The sequence below is a fragment of the Streptococcus sp. HMSC065C01 genome (genome assembly GCF_001813525.1).
Classification (GTDB): Bacteria; Bacillota; Bacilli; order Lactobacillales; family Streptococcaceae; genus Streptococcus; species Streptococcus parasanguinis_V.
This window is the reverse complement of record NZ_KV812857.1, coordinates 345,782-364,941: the sequence shown is the minus strand read 5'-3', so window position 1 is coordinate 364,941 and position 19,160 is coordinate 345,782. Positions and strand designations below refer to the sequence as shown.

The window sequence follows — 19,160 nt, the reverse complement described above, 5'->3', positions numbered from 1 at the left end:
TAACGAATTACCGATTTCTGTCCCACTCTCATCGTCTTATTAGAACAAGCCTTTGATTTTGTCCAAGGCACCGCTGACCATTTCATTTCCAGAAACAAGTCCTTTTGCTTGTTCAAGGTAGTCACCGAGGTTGTCTTTGTTATCATCAACAAATTTCTTTGCAGCGTCGAAATCTTTCTTTTCGATCATTTCTTTCACTTGGTTAAATAAGTCCAATGGATTCATGTTAGGGTCTCCTAAAATATAAGTTGTGAAGTCAGGCTCGCGCCTTTTTCTCATCTATTTAATCATTTTTTTAGAGGTTTGACAACTAAAACGACTTAATGAAAAACCGTACAAACGGCCTCTGGAACATAGAAGTCGTCGGATAGAAGGGTCAATTTTCCGCTAGCAGGATCCCGCTTGAAGACGGTGGTATTAGGTGAATCTTGATGGGCTGCAATCAAATAGTTTTGATCAGGACTAAGCGTGAAATCACGTGGATTGAGCCCTTGACTTGGAACAATTTCAATCAGTTCTAGGCTACCATCAGCCACAACTTTGAAGACAGCGATGGAATTATGAGCACGGTTAGATGCATAGAGGAATTTTCCATCAGCTGAGAGCTTGATCGCAGAAGCCCATTTTTGACCATCGTAGTCTGATGGAAGTGTGGAAACAGTTTGGAAGTGTTCGAATTCACCCATACCGTCATAAAAGAGCACATCGATCGTAGCATTTAACTCATTGATGAGATAAGCAGTCTTATAGTGAGGATGAAAGACCAAGTGACGAGGTCCTGCCCCTGGAGCTGTTTGATACTGATTGATCAGGGTCAGTTTTCCTTCCTTACTGACATCATAGACATGTAAACTGTCTGTTCCTAGATCACACGTGATCAGGTACTGATCTGGAGTCAGATCGGCATAGTGAGTATGCGGACTTGCTTGGTTGGCGTGAGGACCGCTTCCTTGGTGAGTGTCTTGATCGACAAAGGTTAAGCTACCATCAGCTTCTAGTTTGTATACGAGAACCTGTCCCTTGTGATAGTTGGCTCCATAGACCAGTTGACGTTTGTCATCGACAGAGACATAGCAGAGTGGTGCTCCGTCTTCAACAACGTGATTGAGCGGTTGAAAATCGGCTGTAAAACTAGCGATCCCTCCTTTGCCATCTTCAGCTCCAACACTATAAAGATTTCCTTTTTCAGAAAAAGCGATATAGGTTGGATTGGGCTCAGCTGCAAGGAGTTCAAGATCGCTCAATGATCCTGTTTTAGGGTCAAATGTTGCCTTGTAAATTCCTTTGGATTCTTTTTTTGTATAGGTTCCGAAATAAATAGATTGAGACATAGGTCACCTCGTATGATTTGTTAGGTTTATTATATCAAAGGTCCTATTGGAAGGCAATTGCTAGTTGAAGAAGGGAGAGGTCTTTCTTATTTTGCCAGTTTTTTCGTAACTTCACGCTCAAAAAATGCTAAAATAGAAACAGATTGAAATGAAAAGGAGTTCCCTGTGGATAATAAAGAAAAACAGTTTAGTATGTCCTGGTTTTTTAGATGGTTTTTAGACAATAAGGCCATTACCGTGTTTTTAGTCACCTTGCTCTTGGGTCTGAATCTTTTGGTTTTGAGTAAAATTACCTTTATTTTTATACCGATTTTTGAGTTTGCAGGAGCCGTCATGCTGCCAGTCATTATTTCTGGCTTGCTTTATTACTTGCTCAACCCTATTGTCGACTTTCTTGAAAGAAAAGGGATCAAGCGGATTTTTGCGATTTCCTTAGTCTTTTTCTTGATTGCAGTCCTCTTGGTATGGGGGCTAGCCGTCGTAATTCCAGCTGTTCAACGACAAGTCATTAGTTTCTTTCATAATTTACCAACTTATTTGGAGAAGGCCAATGCGACCATCGATGATTTTCTAGATAATCGCGTCTCCTCTGATATCAAACCCCAGCTAGATGAGATCACCAAGGAATTGTCTGCAAACATTACTTCTTGGGCCAGTTCTATCTCTGGGCGGGCTGTCAATTGGGTCAGCAACTTGATCGGGGTGGCTTCGCAAGTCATTGTTGCCTTGATCATTATGCCTTTTATTGTCTTTTATCTTCTTCGAGATGGAAAAAATTTAAAGGGCCACATTGTTCGCTTCTTACCAACTAAGATTCGTAAATCGGCTGAGCAAGTTCTCTCAGATGTCAATACCCAACTCTCCAACTACGTTCGAGGGCAAATTACGGTAGCCATTGTCGTCGCCATTATGTTCATCATCTTCTTTAAGATCATTGGCTTGCGCTATGCGGTGACACTGGGGATCTCTGCGGGAATCTTGAATTTGATCCCATACTTGGGTAGTTTCTTAGCCATGTTACCTGCCTTAGTATTGGGCTTGGTAGCAGGACCAGAGATGTTTATCAAGGTCTTGATTGTATTTGCAGTGGAGCAAACCATTGAAGGACGTTTTGTATCACCTTTGGTTTTGGGAAGCCAGTTAAATATCCATCCGATTACCATTTTGTTTGTGCTCTTGACGTCAGGATCTATGTTTGGAATTTGGGGAGTTTTCCTTGGAATTCCAGTCTATGCATCTGCTAAGGTGGTGATTGGAGCTATCTTTGAATGGTATAAGGTCGTCAGTGGTTTGTATGAAGAACATAATGAAGTAGAAGAGGAAACACACAGTGAGTCATAGTCAACAAATGGTAGAGGCTCTCGATCGGCAGGAGCTAGAAGAAGCAGAAGTTCAATTTCAACAGGCTTTGTTAGAAGATAGTGAAGCACAATTATTGGATTTAGGTCAATATCTTGAAAGTATCGGTTTTTACCCTCAGGCAAAGGAGATCTATGAACAGATTGCAGAAACCTATCCAGAAGTGTATCTAAGTTTGGCAACTATCCTTGCAGAGGAAGGACAAATGGAAGAGGCCTTTGCTTATTTAGAAGAAATTGAGCCAGACTCTAACTGGTATGTGGCCAGTCTCTTGGTTAAGGCGGATCTCTATCAGATGGAAGGCCTAGCAGATGTGGCGCGTGAAAAATTAGTTGAAGCTGCTCATTTGTCTGATGATCCCATCATTCAATTAGGGCTAGCTGAAATTGATCTGGAATTGGAACGCTACCAAGAGGCTATCCAAGAGTATGCTCAGTTGGACAATCGGGAGATTTTGGAAGCGACAGGAATTTCCACCTATCAACGGATTGGTTTTGCCTATGCCAATCTTGGTAAGTTTGAAGCAGCTGTTCCCTTCTTAGAGAAAGCTCTGGAGATTGAGTTTGATGACCAGATTGCTTACGAATTAGCGACCTTATTGTCTGACCAAGAAGAATTCCAAAAAGCCCTGATCTACTACAAACAAATTGATACCTTGTCGCCTGATTTTGAGGGCTATGAGTATGGTTATGCTTTAGCTTTACAGTCTGAAAATGACCGTGAAAAAGCACTTGAGATTGCTAAACAAGGGATCCAGAAGAATCCATTTGATGCCCAATTGAAGCTCCTTGCTTCTCAGCTTTCTTATGAACTCCACCAGCCTGAGCAAGCAGAAGCTTATCTATTAGAGGCTAAAGAAGTGGCAGATGATCTAGAAGAGATTGCTCTTCGCCTGACCACCCTTTATTTAGAACAGGAACGCTTTGACCAAGTCTTGGCTTGGCAAAATGAAGAAGTCGAAACAGTTGTCACTCGGTGGAACATTGCCCGTGCCTTGGCTGCTTTGGAGAAAACAGAAGAGGCCGTCTCAGCCTACCAAGAGCTTTATGAGGATTTAAAAGACAACCCAGAATTCCTCGAAGCCTATGTTTATTTGTTGCGTGAGGCTGGAGATGTGACGAAGGCGCGTGAAGTGGCGAACCAGTATTTGGCGATCGTACCAGACGATGTGCAGATGCAAACCCTCTATGATAGCCTCTAATCAAAACCATATCGTGAAGATTCGGAATAGTTTGTGGTATACTGGTAGAAGATAGAATGAGGAGAGAAAAACATGGAACCAGTGAAACTTTTTCAATACAATACCTTAGGTGCCCTAATGGCGGGTCTGTACGGGGGTTCATTTACGATTGGAGAACTCTTGGAACACGGAGATCTAGGAGTTGGGACGCTTGATTCTATTGATGGAGAGTTGATCGTATTAGATGGTAAGGCATATCAGGCCAAGGGATCAGGGGACCATCCTGAAATAGTCGAAGTTTCTCCGGATGCCAAGGTTCCTTATGCAGCAGTCGTTCCTCACCAAGCAGAAGTGATTTTCCGCCAACGCTTTGAAATGACAGACGAGGAATTGGAAGCTCGTATTGAGTCTTATTATGATGGGGAAAATCTTTTCCGCTCCATTAAGATTCATGGTGACTTTGCCAAGATGCATGTCCGTATGATTCCAAAATCAACACCTGAAATGAAGTTTGCAGAGGTTGCCACCCATCAGCCAGAGTATACACGGGAAAATGTCACTGGAACCATCGTCGGTTTTTGGACACCCGAAATTTTCCATGGCGTGAGTGTGGCAGGATACCATTTGCACTTTATTTCAGATGACCACACCTTTGGTGGCCATGTCATGGATTTTGTCATCTCAGAAGGGATTGTAGAGGTGGGAGCTATTGATCAGCTGGATCAACGTTTCCCAGTCCAAGACCGTCAGTACCTCTTTGCCAAATTCAATGTCGATGAGGTCAAAGAAGACATCAATAAAGCAGAATAAAAGGTTGAGCGTCGCTCAACCTTTTAGAATGTAGACAAACTGTTCTAAGTATGCTGAAAAAATAAAATGAGGTATATTTTTAGGTTCATTCAACATATACAACATATATTGAAACTTTCCGCCGTGAGAAAAGTGCTAGAAATAATCTTGATTCTAGCACTCGGGAGTTTTGGAACCTTAGGTTCAAAACTAAGTCATGGAACTTCTTTGAAGTTCGCTGACGTCCGATCTCACCTAAGGAAAGTTTCTGAGACAGGCTAACTTCAATATGACATGTTGAGCGTTGCTCAACCTTTTATTTTTGACATCAATCTGTTAGTTTCATGGCTTTGATTTTTTCTTCTTCTGGGGTAACCCGCAGAGTCTTCTGGCCGGTATAGGTCACAAAGCCTGGTTTTCCGCCGGTTGGTTTATTGAGTTTCTTGGCTTCGATCATATCTACTTGGACCAGATTTGAGAGACGGGCCTTGGAATAGTAGGCGGCCAACTCTGCGGCATCGGTCTTCACTTCATCCGTCGGATCGAGATTTCCGGTAATGACGACGTGGCTTCCCGGGATATCCTTGGCATGGAACCAGAGTTCATCTTTTTTAGCAATTTTAAAGGTCAGTTCATCGTTTTGCAGATTATTGCGACCCACTAAAATGATGGTTTTTCCATCACTAGCCAGGTATTTTTCGGGTTTTTTCCGTTTATGAATTTTTTCACGGTTGCGCCGTTTGATAAAGCCGGTCTGGATTAGCTCTTCTCGAATCTCTGCCACCTCAGCTAGGCTCGCTTGAGAAAGGGCTGTTTCAACCGTTTCAAGATAAGAAATGGTTTCCTTGGTTTCTTGAATGAGGATGGTCAAATGTTTGACGGCTTCTTTTAACTTCTGGTAGCGTTTAAAGTAGCGTTGGGCATTTTGATTGGGGGTCAGGGCCTTGTTGAGTTGGATGGTAATGGGCTCGTTGGTATAGTAATTGTCCAGGACAACCTGGTCTTGGTCGTTTGGTACCTGATGGAGGAAGGTTGTCAGCAATTCTCCTTTTTGGCGGAATTCTTCCGCATTGTCGGTTGCCGCTAATTCCGCTTCTTGCTTGGCTAATTTTTTCCGGTTCTTTTCAAGATCGTTTTCAACCTTGCGGATTAATTCACTGGCCTGTTGTTGCACCCGATCGCGCTCAGCCTTGTCTCGGTAATAGTCATCCAGCAGATCGGAAAGTGTTTCAAAGGTTTGACTGGTCGCATCCTCAAAGGGGATAGCCGAGAAGGATTTGGTCGTTAGGCGAGGCTCAGTTGAAGCTTGGAAAAAGGCACGGAAGGTTTTTAATTTTTCATCCGTCTCAAGTCGCTTGGCTAATTCTTGAGCCGTATCTCGCCCCAAACCTTGGAAACATTTTTGAAGGTTTTTTGGGCTTAACTCTTCCTTGTGAAGAAGGGCAAAAAGGGATTCATCTCCAATTGTAAAAGGATTGACCGCGTCGGTTTTCGGAGGAGCTACATAGGTTGATCCAGGGAGAATGGTCCGGTAGCTATTTTGTGAGAAACCGACATGTTTAATGGCTTCGATGATTTTATTGCTGGTGCGGTCCAGGAGAATAATATTACTGTGCTTGCCCATGATTTCGATCATGAGGCTGACAGAAATGGCATCTCCAATTTCGTTTTTATTGGAGACACGGATTTCAAGAATCCGGTCGTTCTCCATTTGCTCAATCCCTTCAATGACAGCGCCTTGAAGATATTTGCGCATAACCATAATAAAGGTATTGGGAAAGGCAGGATTTTCAAAGTTGGTCTGGGTCCGTTGGATCCGTCCGAAGACAGAATGGGCAGAGAGCAAGAGTTTTTGGTTTTTTCGATTGCCTCGGATTTGGAGCACCAATTCTTGCTCGAAGGGTTGGTTAATTTTTTGAATGCGGCCACTCAAGAGTTCGGCCTTCAATTCTTGCACCATATGGTGTAAAAAAAATCCATCAAAAGACATGGGATTCCTCATCATTCTAGCGATTATTCTAGTAAATTATATCAAAAATAGAGCGGAAATCCCAGAAAGAAGCAAGAGAATGTTCAATAGAAAATGCGAACGTTTTCAAAAAAATGCAGAAAAAGTATTGACATTTTTGAAAGAAAATTTTAAAATGTAAGAAATTAGAAAAGTAGTAAATGAAAGTTTCAAGAGAGCCTACGGTTGCTGAGAGTGGGTAGCGGCAGTTTATGAAATTGGACTAATGATGAGATGAATTTGAAACAATAAAAATTCGGTTGGCACACCTTATCGTGCAACTTGTTGCTAGACAAGACAGAGATATGGGGGAGACTATCCTTATCCCATAAGTGAGGTGGCACCGCGATGACACGTCCTCACATAGCTTTTGCTATGTGTGGGCGTGTTTTTTGTTTTAGATGAGAAGGGAGAAAAGATATGAAGAAACGATGGCGTCGCAGTCTTTAGATGATGGAAAAAAAGAAGAAAATGAAATAATAGAAGAGGTATTAAAAATGAAAAATAAACGTTTAATGGGAATTATTGGTTTGATTGCAGCAGCAGTCATTGGGACAGCGATCTATTCAGCTACAGCAGGCAAAGACAACAAGGCAGCAAGCAGCAATGAAAAGGCTAAAGTTGGGGTCTTGCAGTTGGTCAGCCACCCTTCGCTTGATTTGATCTACAAGGGGATTCAAGATGGTTTAGCTGAAGAAGGTTATGACAAGGACAAAGTGGACATTGATTTCCTTAATGCTGAAGGCGACCAAAACAAAGTTGCAACCATGAGTAAACAATTGGTAGACCAGGATAACCAAGTCTTGATTGGAATTGCAACTCCATCTGCTCAAGGTTTGGCTAGTGCAACCAAAGACAAACCAATCGTTATGGGAGCTGTCACTGATCCGGTCGGCGCAAACTTGGTCAAAGATTTGAAAAAACCAGGTGGCAATATCACTGGGGTATCTGACCATAATCCAACTGAGCAACAGTTGAAATTGATCAAAGAGTTGACTCCGAACGTGAAAACAATCGGGATCCTGTACTCAACCAGTGAGGATAATTCCAAATCTCAAGTAGAAGAATTTACAAAATTAGCTGAAAAAGCTGGTTACAAGGTGGTTCCTTATTCTGTTCCTTCTACAAATGAAATTGCTTCTACCGTGTCTGTAATGTCAGGCAAAGTGGATGCCATCTGGGTTCCAATCGACAATACCATCGCTTCAGCTTTCTCAACAGTTGTCGAAGCCAACAAAACAGCTAAAAAACCAATCTTCCCAAGTGCGACAGCTATGGTAGAAGCTGGTGGTCTTGGTTCAGTCGTTGTCGACCAACATGATCTTGGAGTAGCAACTGGTAAAATGGCTGCGAAGATCTTGAAAGGTCAAAAACCTGCGGATACACCAGTTGAAATCTTTAGCCAAGGAAAATCTGTGATCAATAAAAAAGTAGCAGATGAATTGGGTATTACTATTCCAGAATCTGTCTTGAAAGATGCTGGACAAGTCATTAAATAAAAAGGAAACGAATCACAAGAATGGCAGGGGAATTTAGCATTGGTAGGTCTTTAAATCGTGACCTTTAAAAATGTTTACCAGTGCTCACGACCAGCTTTGTTACTCATGATAGAGGAGAAAGAAGTGGAAGTCAAGATAACAGATCTTCATCCGACCCAACTATATTTATCAGAAAAGAAGTTACATGATATCCAGATGCTTGATCAGTCGGCAGAAATCATCAATGAGGATCCAATTAGTGTTCTTGCATTTGGAGATAGCTTGTTGATTACAGACGGGCATCACAGGGCTTATCAGGCTTTATTGGCAGGTCGGGATATGATTTCTGCTGAGTTTGATAGAGATGGTGGCGATGAATTGTATGCTCTCTATGCGCAAGCTTGTGAGGAAAGAAAGATATCCTCTGTTTTGGATTTAAAACATCGTATCTTACCTCAAGATGAGTATGAAGCAAAATGGTATAACTGGTGTGATGGTTTTAACCAAGCAGCCACTCTTCTATTGAAGAGGCAAGCAGATGAAACAGACAAGGCAAATAGATAATGCACTGCCTCTTGTTCCTTTGTCTATTGAAATTAGTCTCATCTAACTTGTTTTTTAACAAAAAATCTGCTAAACTAGATAGTAATCGAATAGAAATCTGCAAGACTAGTATCTCAATGGAAGTGCGACAGGGAGAAGAGCCGTGACTGAAAGCTCTTTGCATGAAAGCTGAGTGAATTCACTTGCGTAAAGGATTTAGAAATTAAGGTCTGGTTTACAGATAAAAACGGATGGTACCGCGTGTCAACGCTCCGAATGTGGGTGTTGGCGCGTGGTTTTTTCTATGTCTGTAGAGGGACCATGATGGAGGAAATATGTCAACGATTGAAGAACAATTAAAAGCGCTTCGTGAAGAAACGCTGGCAGCTTTGAAGCAGATTTCTGCTGAAAATGAAAAAGAATTGCAAGAACTACGGGTCTCTGTCCTTGGGAAAAAAGGATCTCTGACTGAGATCCTCAAAGGGATGAAAGATGTCTCTGCTGAGATGCGTCCGGTTATCGGGAAACACGTCAATGAAGCCCGCGATGTCTTGACGGCTGCCTTTGAAGAAACAACCAAACTCTTGGAAGAAAAGAAAGTCCAAGCTAAACTAGCTAGCGAAAGTATCGATGTGACGCTTCCTGGTCGTCCGGTTGCTAGTGGTTACCGTCATATCTTGACCCAAACCAGTGAAGAAATCGAAGATATCTTTATCGGGATGGGCTACCAAGTCGTGGATGGCTTCGAAGTGGAGCAAGACTACTACAACTTTGAACGTATGAATCTGCCTAAAGATCACCCAGCGCGGGATATGCAGGATACCTTCTATATCACAGAAGAAATCTTGCTTCGAACCCATACCTCACCAGTACAGGCGCGGGCAATGGATGCGCATGACTTTAGCAAGGGACCATTGAAGATGATCTCTCCAGGGCGTGTTTTCCGTCGGGATACTGATGATGCGACCCACAGCCACCAATTCCATCAGATCGAAGGCTTGGTCGTTGGGAAGAACATCTCAATGGCAGACCTTCAAGGAACTCTTCAATTGATCGTGCAAAAGATGTTTGGGGCAGAACGTCAAATCCGTTTGCGCCCTTCTTACTTCCCATTTACTGAGCCATCGGTTGAGGTGGACGTTTCTTGCTTCAAGTGTGGTGGAGCTGGATGTAACGTATGTAAGAAAACTGGTTGGATTGAAATCATGGGAGCTGGTATGGTTCACCCACGCGTCCTTGAGATGAGTGGTATTGACCCAACAGTCTATTCAGGATTTGCCTTTGGACTTGGTCAAGAGCGTGTGGCTATGCTTCGTTACGGAATCAATGATATCCGTGGCTTCTATCAAGGGGATATCCGTTTTTCAGAACAATTTAAATAATCATGTTAGTTAGAGTAAAAATCGACCAGGCACAGATCTTACGTGACCTAGAGGTGGAAACCTACCGAGATACCTTTGGTCCCTATATTGTTGAGAAAGATTTGGAAGATTACTTCTCTACAGTGCTCTCTTTGGAGCAAATCGAGAAGGATCTGTTAGAACCAGAATCTGAAACCTATTTTGTCCTCAATGAAGATCAAGAAATCTGTGGTTTTCTCAAGATCAATTGGGGTCAAGCGCAAACCGAGCCAGTAGAGATGGATAAGTCCTTTGAGATCCAACGGATCTATGTCAAAAAGAAATTTCATGGGGCTGGTTTTGGCAAGGAAATGTTTAGCTTTGCGCTGGATCAAGCCAAGAGCCGTGGATTTGAGTGGGCTTGGCTGGGCGTCTGGGAACGCAACTTTAAGGCGCAAGATTTTTACTATCGCTTTGGATTTGAACGATTTAGTGAACACGAGTATCCTACCGGTGATACGGTTGATATAGACTGGTTGTTGAGAAAGAAATTGATCTAGAATGGACGAGAAACTTCTATTCTAGAGAAAGGGAGGTTACTAGACCTTCCTAAGCCAGCCTCGAGCTGGAAAACACAAAATGAAAGGATCAAAACGAGGGTGGATGGAAATCTAGGAAAGATATCTAGATTTCTGCTTAGCCCTTGGTATCTTACATATGTTAGTTAGTTATAAATGGTTAAAACAATTGGTGGACGTGGATGTGCCATCAGAAGAGTTGGCTGAAAAAATGTCAACTACAGGGATCGAAGTAGAAGGTGTGGAATCGCCTGCTGCTGGTCTCTCAAAAATTGTCGTCGGAGAAGTCTTGTCTTGCGAAGATGTGCCAGAAACTCATCTTCATGTCTGCCAAGTCAATGTGGGTGAAGAAGAAGCCCGTCAAATCGTCTGTGGAGCACCAAATGTTCGAGCAGGCATCAAGGTTATGGTGGCTCTTCCAGGTGCTCGCATCGCGGAGAACTACAAGATTAAAAAAGGGAAAATCCGTGGTTTGGAATCCCTTGGGATGATCTGTTCACTTGGTGAATTAGGGATTTCTGACTCTGTTGTACCAAAAGAATTCGCAGATGGCATCCAAATCTTGCCAGAAGATGCTGTTCCAGGAGAAGAAGTCTTCTCTTACCTCGACTTGGATGATGAAATCATAGAACTTTCCATCACTCCTAACCGTGCAGACGCTCTTTCTATGCGTGGGGTAGCGCACGAAGTAGCCGCGATCTATGACAAGGCAGTCAACTTCAAAGACTTTGCTTTGACTGAAACAGACCAAGCTGCAGCCGATACTCTTTCTGTCAGCATTGATACAGACAAGGCTCCTTATTATGCAGCTCGTATCTTGGACAATGTGACCATCGCACAAAGTCCACAATGGTTGCAAAATCTCCTCATGAACGAAGGCATCCGTCCGATCAATAACGTGGTCGATGTAACCAACTATATCTTGCTCTACTTTGGTCAACCTATGCATGCCTTTGACTTGGATACCTTCGAAGGAAACGATATCCGTGTGCGTGAAGCGCGTGCTGGTGAAAAATTAGTAACCTTGGACGGTGAAGAACGTGAGTTGGAGACAACTGACCTCGTGATTACAGTAGCTGACAAACCAGTAGCACTTGCAGGTGTCATGGGTGGAGAAGCTACAGAAATCTCTGAAAAATCTACTCGTGTTGTCCTGGAAGCAGCTGTCTTCAATGGCAAATCAATCCGTAAGACCAGCGGTCGCCTTAACCTTCGTTCAGAGTCATCTTCTCGCTTTGAAAAAGGCATCAACGTGGTAACTGTCAATGAAGCCCTTGATGCGGCAGCGAGTATGATTTCAGAATTGGCTGGTGCCACAGTGCGTAAAGGCATCGTTTCAGCAGGCCAGCTCGATACTTCTGATGTTGAAGTTTCTTCTACACTTGCAGACGTTAACCGTGTCCTTGGAACAGAGCTTTCCTACGCAGACGTAGAAGATGTCTTCCGTCGTCTTGGATTTGGTCTTTCTGGAAATGCAGAAAGCTTCACTGTCAGCGTTCCACGTCGCCGTTGGGACATCACCATCGAAGCGGACCTCTTTGAAGAAATCGCTCGGATTTATGGTTATGACAAATTACCAGCAACTCTTCCAAAAGATGACGGGACAGCAGGTGAATTGACAGCGACTCAAAAACTCCGTCGCCAAGTTCGGACTATTGCAGAAGGAGCAGGCTTGACTGAAATCATTACCTACGCTCTGACAACTCCTGAAAAAGCCGTCGAATTTACGACTGCCCCAAGTAACTTAACAGAGCTCATGTGGCCAATGACTGTGGATCGTTCAGTCCTCCGTCAAAATATGATCTCAGGGATTTTAGATACCGTAGCTTACAACGTCGCTCGTAAGAACAAAGATTTGGCCCTCTACGAGATCGGAAAAGTCTTTGAACAGACAGGCAATCCAAAAGAAGAATTGCCAAACGAAATCAACAGCTTTGCCTTTGCTTTAACTGGTCTAGTCGCTGAAAAAGACTTCCAAACTGCAGCTGTTCCAGTTGACTTCTTCTATGCCAAGGGAATTTTGGAAGCTCTCTTTGCTCGCTTGGGTCTTGATGTGACTTATACAGCAACACAAGAAATCAAGAGTCTCCACCCAGGGCGGACAGCCTTGATCTCACTTGGTGATCAGGTGATTGGGGTCTTGGGACAAGTCCACCCTGTAACAGCTAAGGCTTATGATATCCCAGAAACCTATGTGGCAGAATTGAACTTATCTGCTATTGAAGCAGCTCTTCAACCAGCCGCAGCCTTTGTGGAAATCACTAAATTCCCAGCCGTGAGCCGTGATATCGCCCTTCTCCTCAAAGCAGAAGTGACCCACCAAGAAGTGGTTGATGCGATTCAAGCTGCTGGCGTGAAACGCTTGACAGACATCAAACTCTTTGACGTCTTCTCAGGTGAAAAACTAGGACTTGGCATGAAGTCTATGGCCTACAGTTTGACCTTCCAAAATCCAGAAGATAGCTTGACGGATGAAGAAGTCGCACGCTATATGGAAAAAATCCAAGCTTCACTTGAAGAAAAAGTCAATGCAGAAGTGCGTTAAGATATAGATCAAAACAGTTGAGACATGCTCTTAGCTGTTTTTGTTTTGTATTTAAAAAATTACAATCTTTTTACAAGCTTGTGAAAGGATTTACAAAGATCATAGAATCGTTTATAATAGAAGAATAAACATTAGTAGATTTACTGAAAAAAGGAAGGAAAATGGGGATGTTTAATATAAGAAAACCTATCTTGTCACTTGTTGGTTTATTGGCAGTAGTTAGTCTAGTTGGATGTCAACAGGCTGAGGGCAAGAAGGGAAATTCAAAGGAACTAAGCCAAGAACAAATCATCGAAAAGGGGTTAGAAGCCTTTGAACACTTGAAAAATGGCGAAATCAAACTGGAGAGTAAGATTGAGAGAAAGTTTAGTGAACCAACAAGTGATGGGAATACACACGCAGTATATACTCCGACTTTTGAAGGATCCTTTGAATTAAAACCAGTGAGGGTACGTGGACTATATACGAACAACGGTACGAGTCAAGAAGAGTATTACGATGCCTTTCATGAGTATTCTAGACCAAAAGACTCATCAGAGTGGGAAATGTTTTCTTATTCTCAAGAGAATAAACAACCTGTGGGGGTAAATCAAGAAGCCATACGCTTCTTTCAGACACAGAAAGACAAGTTTGAAGTGACCAAGAAAAAGGACCAGTATGTCTTAACCTATAAGAGTAAGGATGTAAATCATTTACTAGAACCAAATAACGCCGTGTTACAAGGCCCTGTTCCCATAGGAGTTAGTTATTTTGAAAATTCAGAAGGGAGCTACCAGATAGACCTCATCGTTTCTAAGGAGAACTTGACACCTTTAGGTGTTACTTATACTTGTACTTCTAATTCATCTTTTGCGAAAGAAAAATTAACGTGTAAAATTACCTATTCAAAACAAAATACTGGTGTCCAAGTAGAAGTACCAGAGGCTGTTGAAAAATTAGGTGGTATTTAGTTCAAAAGGAGTGAAGATATGAAACATAAAAGAAAATTATTAGTGTTTTTCTTATCTCTTCTTGCTTGTCTATTCCTTTCAGCTTGTAAATCGGCTAAAACCCCTTCAAAGGATACGACACAAGATAGTGGGAGTAAAGATGTGAAAACGTATATCCAAGCCATGAGAGATGCAAAAAACATGGAATATGTCAGTAAAATTTATCGAAAGAATCTACTTGAGGTAAAAGGTTCACAATCACTAATGTATGAAACAACCTTACGACATGGGAAAATTCAGTTTGACCCTCAAGTATATAATGAATTTTATACGAAAGATGGAGGAAATGGATCTACGACAGACAGTGATTCAGACCATTTTCGAAGTCTTGCCAATAAAATAGGTTCTACAGGATATGGGGATACCATTTTGAGACTATATTCTCCTGAAAAAGGGGTTCTGTATAAAAAAATAAAGAAGGGAGACGATAGTTGGACTTGGGATAGAGTGGAAGAAGTTACAGAACCAGCCCTGAAATATCAAAATATAAAAGATCCAGAAGTGGGACGTCATGAACTCATTTTGAAACTTTATGAAAAATATGCGGATCGATTTAAAAAAACTATCGATGGTCAGTATATCTATCTTGAATTTAAGGGAGATGTTAAGAAAGATATTGATCAAATTGGAGAATTTCAAAGTACTTTGTTAGATAGTGAGCTCTACACCAAAGCGAAAAATGAGATTCAGTCCGTCAAGTTGCACATTTATTTGTCTATGAAGAAAGACTCCTCAAATAAAGAAGAAAAATTAGTTCCTAGCGAGGCTAGGATTCAACTAGATACCAAATTGAAAAATGATAAAGGGCGAACGGTGAACAATGAAGACCATTTTGAATTTACTTATCGAGATATTAACCAGATAAAAGAAGTCAAAGCTCCCCAAGATTTTAATATCGTAGAGAATTAAATAGGAGGATAGAAAAACCATTGGTTCAATTGACCAATGGTTTTTTACGTTTCTGATTTCTGGTACACACCTATTCTTTGCTGATGGCGATGCGATTGGTGCATTTCGTCTTTGATAGGGCAGGAACACTCGCAGTCTCCGCAGGATCCTTTTCCCTTGAGGTAGGAGCGAAGACCTTGTCCAGCTAAAAAAATAAGGACGGTAATAAGAATAGTTGACATGGTAACCTCCTAGATATGAGTGGTAGATAAGTTTTTTAAGTTGATGAGTTGATCATTACTTTGCTGTGGCTTGTGGAAGATGCAGGGAACAAGGATGATGAAAATGATCAGAGCTAGCCTAGTCCTACTAGTTTAGACTTCATCGAGATTAAACACGTGTAAGATTATCTTGTAGCGACCAAAGTCATATTTCTTACTATGGAAGTCTTTTCAGATTCATAGCAGGGAGAAAAGAATCTTTAAAAGGTGCGCAAATGCGGGCCTTTTATTTCTTACCTCAAAATATCCATGTCAACCATCCTTCTATTTTTGACAAATATTTTTATTTTTTGACAAGTATACTTGTCAAAAAGAAAAAGAAGTGTTACAATAATTTTAGTTGAAAGAAGGGGAGGTATTCTTATGGGAGCTATATGGATTCTATTTATCCCTTTTCTGGTTATCATTTATGCAAGCTCAGAAAAGAAGATAAAAAAGTTGAACAAACGTATTAAAAGATTAGAAAAACAAGTGAAAGGAAATCAAGAAATGTCTAGACTTTTAGAAGAATTAAAAGGCCAAACGGTCAAGGTGACAGTAAATGGATTTGGAACCGAATATGAGATTATAGATATCGATGAAGATTGGGTCAAATTGAGTCGTGAGACCAATAAACAACAAAGAGAAACTAAATTAGTCCGTATCGAAGATATTCAGGATATTCAACTATAAGGGGGCGAAAGCCATGATTTTAAAAAATCGACTGAAAGAGCTGAGGGCGCGTGATGGTCTCAACCAATCTGAGCTAGCCAAGCTAGCTGGAGTCTCGCGCCAGTCTATCAGTCTCTTGGAGCGGGGTGAATACACCCCTTCGGTTATCATTGCCATCACCATCGCCCAGATTTTCAAGGAACCGGTGGAAAATGTCTTTAGTCTAGTAGAGGAAGAGGAATAACAATGAAAAAGCAACAACAAGAACGAACCCCACGTTACCGTTTTTGGAGAAATGTCGGAATCATTACAGTTTCCGGCTTGATAGGAGGAGTCATAGGATTTTTGACAGGAATGTTCGGATCTGAAAAGCCCCTAGAAATCCAATTCTTCTTTAGTAAAGAAGCACTTCTTTTGGGCTCAGCAGTTTTATTCCTGGTTGCATTTATACTCACGATAACCTTACTGATGTGCGCGAGAAAAGTCCATCAAAAAATGCTCCAAATAGAAGACGATGATGAAGCCTATCACTATGACCTTCAAAAGAAAAAACTATATGGCTTAGCGACCATTTTTAAAGGCATCATGATCTTGCCCTACTTTTTAGTCGTCATTTTTTATAGTCAATTGGTTTACTTAGATAGACCTGGCGCTGGGGACATGGCTTTTATCTTTGGAGACTTTACCATGCTCTATCTCTTTCTTGTCTTGATTGCCCTATTTTTCCTATCGGATATCTTCTTTCGCAAGACCTTCCATCTGATTTATGGAAAACCGATTCCCCGCAATGCTAATGCCAAGGAAGTGCGTGAATTTATGATGAGTATGATGGATGAAGCAGAAAAGCAGATTAGCTACGAGGAAAACTATGAAATTATCATTAAGTTAAGCAATTATATCTTACCGATTTCCTTAATTGCGATATTCTTAGTTGGCATTGCTTTCCATACAGATATCTTGTTAGCATTAGTAGTGGTATCACTGATTTATGTCTATATCTTGGTCTCACAATACAAGATTACCAAACGTTATTATAAAGATTAGAGGAGTCATCCATGTTAGAAATTAGAAATTTAGAAAAAAGCTTTGGGAATAAGCAGGTTCTCTTCGGAGTAGATCTGACAGCTCAACAAGGGCATATCCTTGGCTTAGTTGGGAAAAATGGTGCCGGTAAAACAACTATTTTCCACAGTATCTTGCGCTTTTTGGACTACAGCGGTGAGATTCGTCTAGGTGGCAAAGCGATTACACAAGAAACCTACAAGGAAATTGGCTATTTGCCAGAAGAACGTAGTCTCATGCCAAAACTCACGATTTTTGAGCAGGTCCGCTATTTGGCTGCCTTAAAAGGAATGAGCACTGCTGAGGTCAAGGAAAAATTACCGATCTGGATGGAAAAACTCCAAGTAAAAGGGAAATTGACCGATAAAATCAAGAGCCTCTCAAAAGGGAACCAACAGAAGGTGCAACTGATCATCACCTTGATCCATGAGCCAAAATTGATCATTTTAGATGAACCCTTTAGCGGATTGGATCCGGTCAATACAGAAGTGCTCAAGCAGGTCATCTTTGAAGAAAAAGAGCGTGGGGCAACCATTATCTTTTCTGACCACGTCATGACCAATGTCGAAGAGTTGTGTGATGATATCCTAATGATCCGTGATGGTTCGGTTGTCCTTTCAGGGCCAGTCCAAGAGGTCCGTAATAGCTATGGCAAGACTCGTCTCTTTGTTTCTAACGACTTTAGCAAAGAAGAGCTAGAAGCTCTGCCACACGTGACCAAGGTGACTATGACCAAGCAAGGTACTTGGAAGTTGATCTTGGATGATGCGTCAGCTGGTCCAGAATTATTTGACCGCTTGAGCAAGGGTCGCTACCTAGCAACCTTTGACCACCAAGCCCCAACTATTGATGAGATCTTTAAACTTGAATCAGGAGTAGAAGTATGAAACAGATGTTTGTCGTAATGAAAGAAACCTATATCAGACAAGTGAAATCATGGAGTTTCCTCTTCATGGTCTTCGGTCCCTTCCTCTTTTTAGGATTGAGCATTGGAATCGGTTATCTGACAGGTTCTTCTACAGATGCCAAAAACCAGGTGGCCTTGGTGACAGAAGTTCCAGCTGTCAAAAAAAGTCTCAAAGGAACTGATGGCTTGACCTTGGACTACAAGGATGAAGCTGCAGCTAAAAAAGCCATCAAGGATGAGAAAGCAGCTGCTTACCTAACGGTCGATGAAAAAGATGGCCAGCTAGAAGCCACTTATGTGGGCGACCAAGCCATGAAAACAGATTTGAAATCGCTTGTCGCTGCGAAATTAAGCCAAGTCCAACAAGGAATCAATCTAGCGCATGCTAATCTAAGCAAAGAGCAACTGACAGCCTTGTCTCAACAGGTTTCTCTCAAAGAAAAAATTGATGAGAAAAAAGAAGGCTTGAAAATGGTGCAAACCATGGTTGCAGGTGCTCTAGGAATGTTGCTTTATATGATTTTGATGTTCTACTCTGGTATCACAGCCCAAGAAGTGGCCAGTGAAAAAGGAACCAAGATCATGGAAGTGGTCTTCTCTAGTATCAAAGCAACCGACTATTTCTTCGCACGCATGCTCGGACTCTTCGGTGTGATTTTTACCCATATTTTTGTCTATGTAGTTGGGCTAGTAGCTGTTTGGATCTTTAGAGCAGATATCCCTGTTGTCAAGGATTTTCTCGCTCCAAACTCTCCAATTACCCAACATCTAGCAGAAGCGATCTCGCTCAATACCGTCTTCTTCATTATCCTTGGGGTCTTTATGTATGTGGTGCTCTCTGCCTTCTTAGGCTCCACAGTAGCACGACCTGAAGATTCAGGAAAAGCGATTTCGCCACTAATGATGTTAGTCCTCTTTAGCTTCTTTGGGGTAACCACCTTGGGAAGTGCCGGTGATGTCTTCTTATTGAAGATCGGTTCCTACATTCCATTCATTTCAACCTTCTTCATGCCTTTCCGTACCATTAATGGCTACGCGACTGGTCTTGAATCTTGGGCTTCATTGGGAATTGCGGTTCTCTTTACCATCGTGGGAACAGTTCTCATCGCCCGTATCTATGCGAGCCTGATCCTTCAGACCGATGACCTCGGACCATGGAAGACCATCAAACATGCTCTTAGCTATCGCTAATCAAACAAGCTCTCAGTTATCGCTGAGGGCTTTTAGAATG

18 protein-coding genes and 1 pseudogene are annotated in these 19,160 nt (G+C 41.9%); 15 read left to right on the top strand and 4 right to left on the bottom strand.

Features of this window, described 5'->3' with window-relative positions; all coding sequences use genetic code 11:
* Positions 1-39: 39 nt before the first annotated feature.
* Together HMPREF2918_RS07345 and HMPREF2918_RS07340 are read right to left on the bottom strand one after the other, a co-directional pair.
* Positions 40-225: a hypothetical protein gene (locus HMPREF2918_RS07345; protein ID WP_003002861.1), complete on the bottom strand. Its 186-nt coding sequence runs from the start codon at positions 223-225 to the stop codon at positions 40-42.
* Between the two features lie 95 nt (positions 226-320).
* Entirely contained in the window at positions 321-1,331 is a 1,011-nt protein-coding gene (locus HMPREF2918_RS07340) for a lactonase family protein (protein ID WP_070595048.1), read from the bottom strand.
* Positions 1,332-1,496: 165 nt separating this feature from the next.
* On the opposite strand from HMPREF2918_RS07340, the gene HMPREF2918_RS07335 reads away from it, so the two are divergent.
* The 3 genes from HMPREF2918_RS07335 (at position 1,497) to budA (ending at position 4,680) form a co-directional block, all read left to right on the top strand.
* Positions 1,497-2,672, top strand: coding sequence for an AI-2E family transporter (locus HMPREF2918_RS07335; protein WP_070595047.1), 1,176 nt, complete (start codon positions 1,497-1,499; stop codon positions 2,670-2,672).
* Positions 2,662-3,891: a tetratricopeptide repeat protein gene (locus HMPREF2918_RS07330; protein WP_070595046.1), complete on the top strand. Its 1,230-nt coding sequence runs from the start codon at positions 2,662-2,664 to the stop codon at positions 3,889-3,891. Before HMPREF2918_RS07335 ends, HMPREF2918_RS07330 begins: the two co-directional genes overlap by 11 nt.
* 72 nt (positions 3,892-3,963) lie before the next feature.
* Entirely contained in the window at positions 3,964-4,680 is a 717-nt protein-coding gene (gene budA, locus HMPREF2918_RS07325) for an acetolactate decarboxylase (protein WP_070595045.1), read from the top strand.
* Positions 4,681-4,987: 307 nt separating this feature from the next.
* On the opposite strand, the gene HMPREF2918_RS07320 is transcribed toward budA, so the two are convergent.
* Positions 4,988-6,649 (bottom strand): Rqc2 family fibronectin-binding protein, encoded by a 1,662-nt coding sequence (locus HMPREF2918_RS07320; RefSeq protein WP_070595044.1) that lies wholly within the window; start codon positions 6,647-6,649, stop codon positions 4,988-4,990.
* Positions 6,650-7,164: 515 nt separating this feature from the next.
* Here HMPREF2918_RS07320 and trpX point away from each other — a divergent pair.
* From trpX to HMPREF2918_RS07285, 7 genes are all read left to right on the top strand, one after another.
* Positions 7,165-8,166 (top strand): tryptophan ABC transporter substrate-binding protein, encoded by a 1,002-nt coding sequence (trpX, locus tag HMPREF2918_RS07315; RefSeq protein WP_070595099.1) that lies wholly within the window; start codon positions 7,165-7,167, stop codon positions 8,164-8,166.
* Positions 8,167-8,289: 123 nt separating this feature from the next.
* A complete protein-coding gene (locus HMPREF2918_RS07310; RefSeq protein WP_070595043.1) occupies positions 8,290-8,709 on the top strand; it encodes a ParB-like protein in 420 nt (139 codons plus the stop codon).
* A gap of 314 nt (positions 8,710-9,023) precedes the next feature.
* Entirely contained in the window at positions 9,024-10,070 is a 1,047-nt protein-coding gene (gene pheS, locus HMPREF2918_RS07305; protein WP_013903845.1) for a phenylalanine--tRNA ligase subunit alpha, read from the top strand.
* A 2-nt stretch (positions 10,071-10,072) separates the two neighbouring features.
* A complete protein-coding gene (locus HMPREF2918_RS07300; RefSeq protein ID WP_070595042.1) occupies positions 10,073-10,588 on the top strand; it encodes a GNAT family N-acetyltransferase in 516 nt (171 codons plus the stop codon).
* A gap of 157 nt (positions 10,589-10,745) precedes the next feature.
* The gene (gene pheT / locus HMPREF2918_RS07295; RefSeq protein WP_070595041.1) at positions 10,746-13,151 is read left to right on the top strand and encodes a phenylalanine--tRNA ligase subunit beta; all 2,406 of its coding nucleotides are present in this window, start codon (positions 10,746-10,748) and stop codon (positions 13,149-13,151) included.
* Positions 13,152-13,318: 167 nt separating this feature from the next.
* Entirely contained in the window at positions 13,319-14,101 is a 783-nt protein-coding gene (locus HMPREF2918_RS07290) for a DUF6612 family protein (RefSeq protein ID WP_141751592.1), read from the top strand.
* 18 nt (positions 14,102-14,119) lie between these two features.
* On the top strand, positions 14,120-15,049 hold the full coding sequence (locus tag HMPREF2918_RS07285; protein WP_070595039.1) for a hypothetical protein: 930 nt from the start codon (positions 14,120-14,122) through the stop codon (positions 15,047-15,049).
* 86 nt (positions 15,050-15,135) lie between these two features.
* On the opposite strand, the pseudogene HMPREF2918_RS11690 reads toward HMPREF2918_RS07285, so the two are convergent.
* Positions 15,136-15,270: pseudogene (locus HMPREF2918_RS11690) on the bottom strand (FeoB-associated Cys-rich membrane protein); the annotation flags it as partial.
* Positions 15,271-15,672: 402 nt separating this feature from the next.
* Between HMPREF2918_RS11690 and HMPREF2918_RS07280 the strand changes: the two are divergent.
* From HMPREF2918_RS07280 to HMPREF2918_RS07260, 5 genes are read left to right on the top strand one after another with little or no spacing between them, the layout of a single operon-like run.
* Positions 15,673-15,981, top strand: coding sequence for a hypothetical protein (locus HMPREF2918_RS07280; protein ID WP_003011369.1), 309 nt, complete (start codon positions 15,673-15,675; stop codon positions 15,979-15,981).
* Positions 15,982-15,994: 13 nt separating this feature from the next.
* On the top strand, positions 15,995-16,204 hold the full coding sequence (locus HMPREF2918_RS07275) for a helix-turn-helix transcriptional regulator (protein ID WP_023918610.1): 210 nt from the start codon (positions 15,995-15,997) through the stop codon (positions 16,202-16,204).
* 2 nt (positions 16,205-16,206) lie between these two features.
* Entirely contained in the window at positions 16,207-17,004 is a 798-nt protein-coding gene (locus HMPREF2918_RS07270; RefSeq protein WP_070595038.1) for a DUF3169 family protein, read from the top strand.
* An 11-nt stretch (positions 17,005-17,015) separates the two neighbouring features.
* Positions 17,016-17,909 (top strand): ABC transporter ATP-binding protein, encoded by an 894-nt coding sequence (locus tag HMPREF2918_RS07265; RefSeq protein WP_070595037.1) that lies wholly within the window; start codon positions 17,016-17,018, stop codon positions 17,907-17,909.
* Positions 17,906-19,120, top strand: coding sequence for an ABC transporter permease (locus tag HMPREF2918_RS07260; RefSeq protein ID WP_070595036.1), 1,215 nt, complete (start codon positions 17,906-17,908; stop codon positions 19,118-19,120). The genes HMPREF2918_RS07265 and HMPREF2918_RS07260 overlap by 4 nt, the downstream gene beginning before the upstream one ends.
* Positions 19,121-19,160: the final 40 nt, after the last annotated feature.

What these genes read in the sequence shown, in the direction of transcription:
- HMPREF2918_RS07265 (WP_070595037.1), top strand. Translation starts at nt 17,016, where the DNA reads ATGTTAGAAATTAGAAATTTAGAAAAAAGCTTTGGGAATAAGCAGGTT.
- HMPREF2918_RS07290 (WP_141751592.1), top strand. Translation starts at nt 13,319, where the DNA reads ATGTTTAATATAAGAAAACCTATCTTGTCACTTGTTGGTTTATTGGCA.
- HMPREF2918_RS07340 (WP_070595048.1), bottom strand. Translation starts at nt 1,331, where the DNA reads ATGTCTCAATCTATTTATTTCGGAACCTATACAAAAAAAGAATCCAAA.
- HMPREF2918_RS07300 (WP_070595042.1), top strand. Translation starts at nt 10,073, where the DNA reads ATGTTAGTTAGAGTAAAAATCGACCAGGCACAGATCTTACGTGACCTA.
- HMPREF2918_RS07260 (WP_070595036.1), top strand. Translation starts at nt 17,906, where the DNA reads ATGAAACAGATGTTTGTCGTAATGAAAGAAACCTATATCAGACAAGTG.
- HMPREF2918_RS07280 (WP_003011369.1), top strand. Translation starts at nt 15,673, where the DNA reads ATGGGAGCTATATGGATTCTATTTATCCCTTTTCTGGTTATCATTTAT.
- HMPREF2918_RS07285 (WP_070595039.1), top strand. Translation starts at nt 14,120, where the DNA reads ATGAAACATAAAAGAAAATTATTAGTGTTTTTCTTATCTCTTCTTGCT.
- pheS (WP_013903845.1), top strand. Translation starts at nt 9,024, where the DNA reads ATGTCAACGATTGAAGAACAATTAAAAGCGCTTCGTGAAGAAACGCTG.
- HMPREF2918_RS07275 (WP_023918610.1), top strand. Translation starts at nt 15,995, where the DNA reads ATGATTTTAAAAAATCGACTGAAAGAGCTGAGGGCGCGTGATGGTCTC.
- trpX (WP_070595099.1), top strand. Translation starts at nt 7,165, where the DNA reads ATGAAAAATAAACGTTTAATGGGAATTATTGGTTTGATTGCAGCAGCA.
- budA (WP_070595045.1), top strand. Translation starts at nt 3,964, where the DNA reads ATGGAACCAGTGAAACTTTTTCAATACAATACCTTAGGTGCCCTAATG.
- HMPREF2918_RS07345 (WP_003002861.1), bottom strand. Translation starts at nt 225, where the DNA reads ATGAATCCATTGGACTTATTTAACCAAGTGAAAGAAATGATCGAAAAG.
- HMPREF2918_RS07270 (WP_070595038.1), top strand. Translation starts at nt 16,207, where the DNA reads ATGAAAAAGCAACAACAAGAACGAACCCCACGTTACCGTTTTTGGAGA.
- HMPREF2918_RS07320 (WP_070595044.1), bottom strand. Translation starts at nt 6,649, where the DNA reads ATGTCTTTTGATGGATTTTTTTTACACCATATGGTGCAAGAATTGAAG.
- pheT (WP_070595041.1), top strand. Translation starts at nt 10,746, where the DNA reads ATGTTAGTTAGTTATAAATGGTTAAAACAATTGGTGGACGTGGATGTG.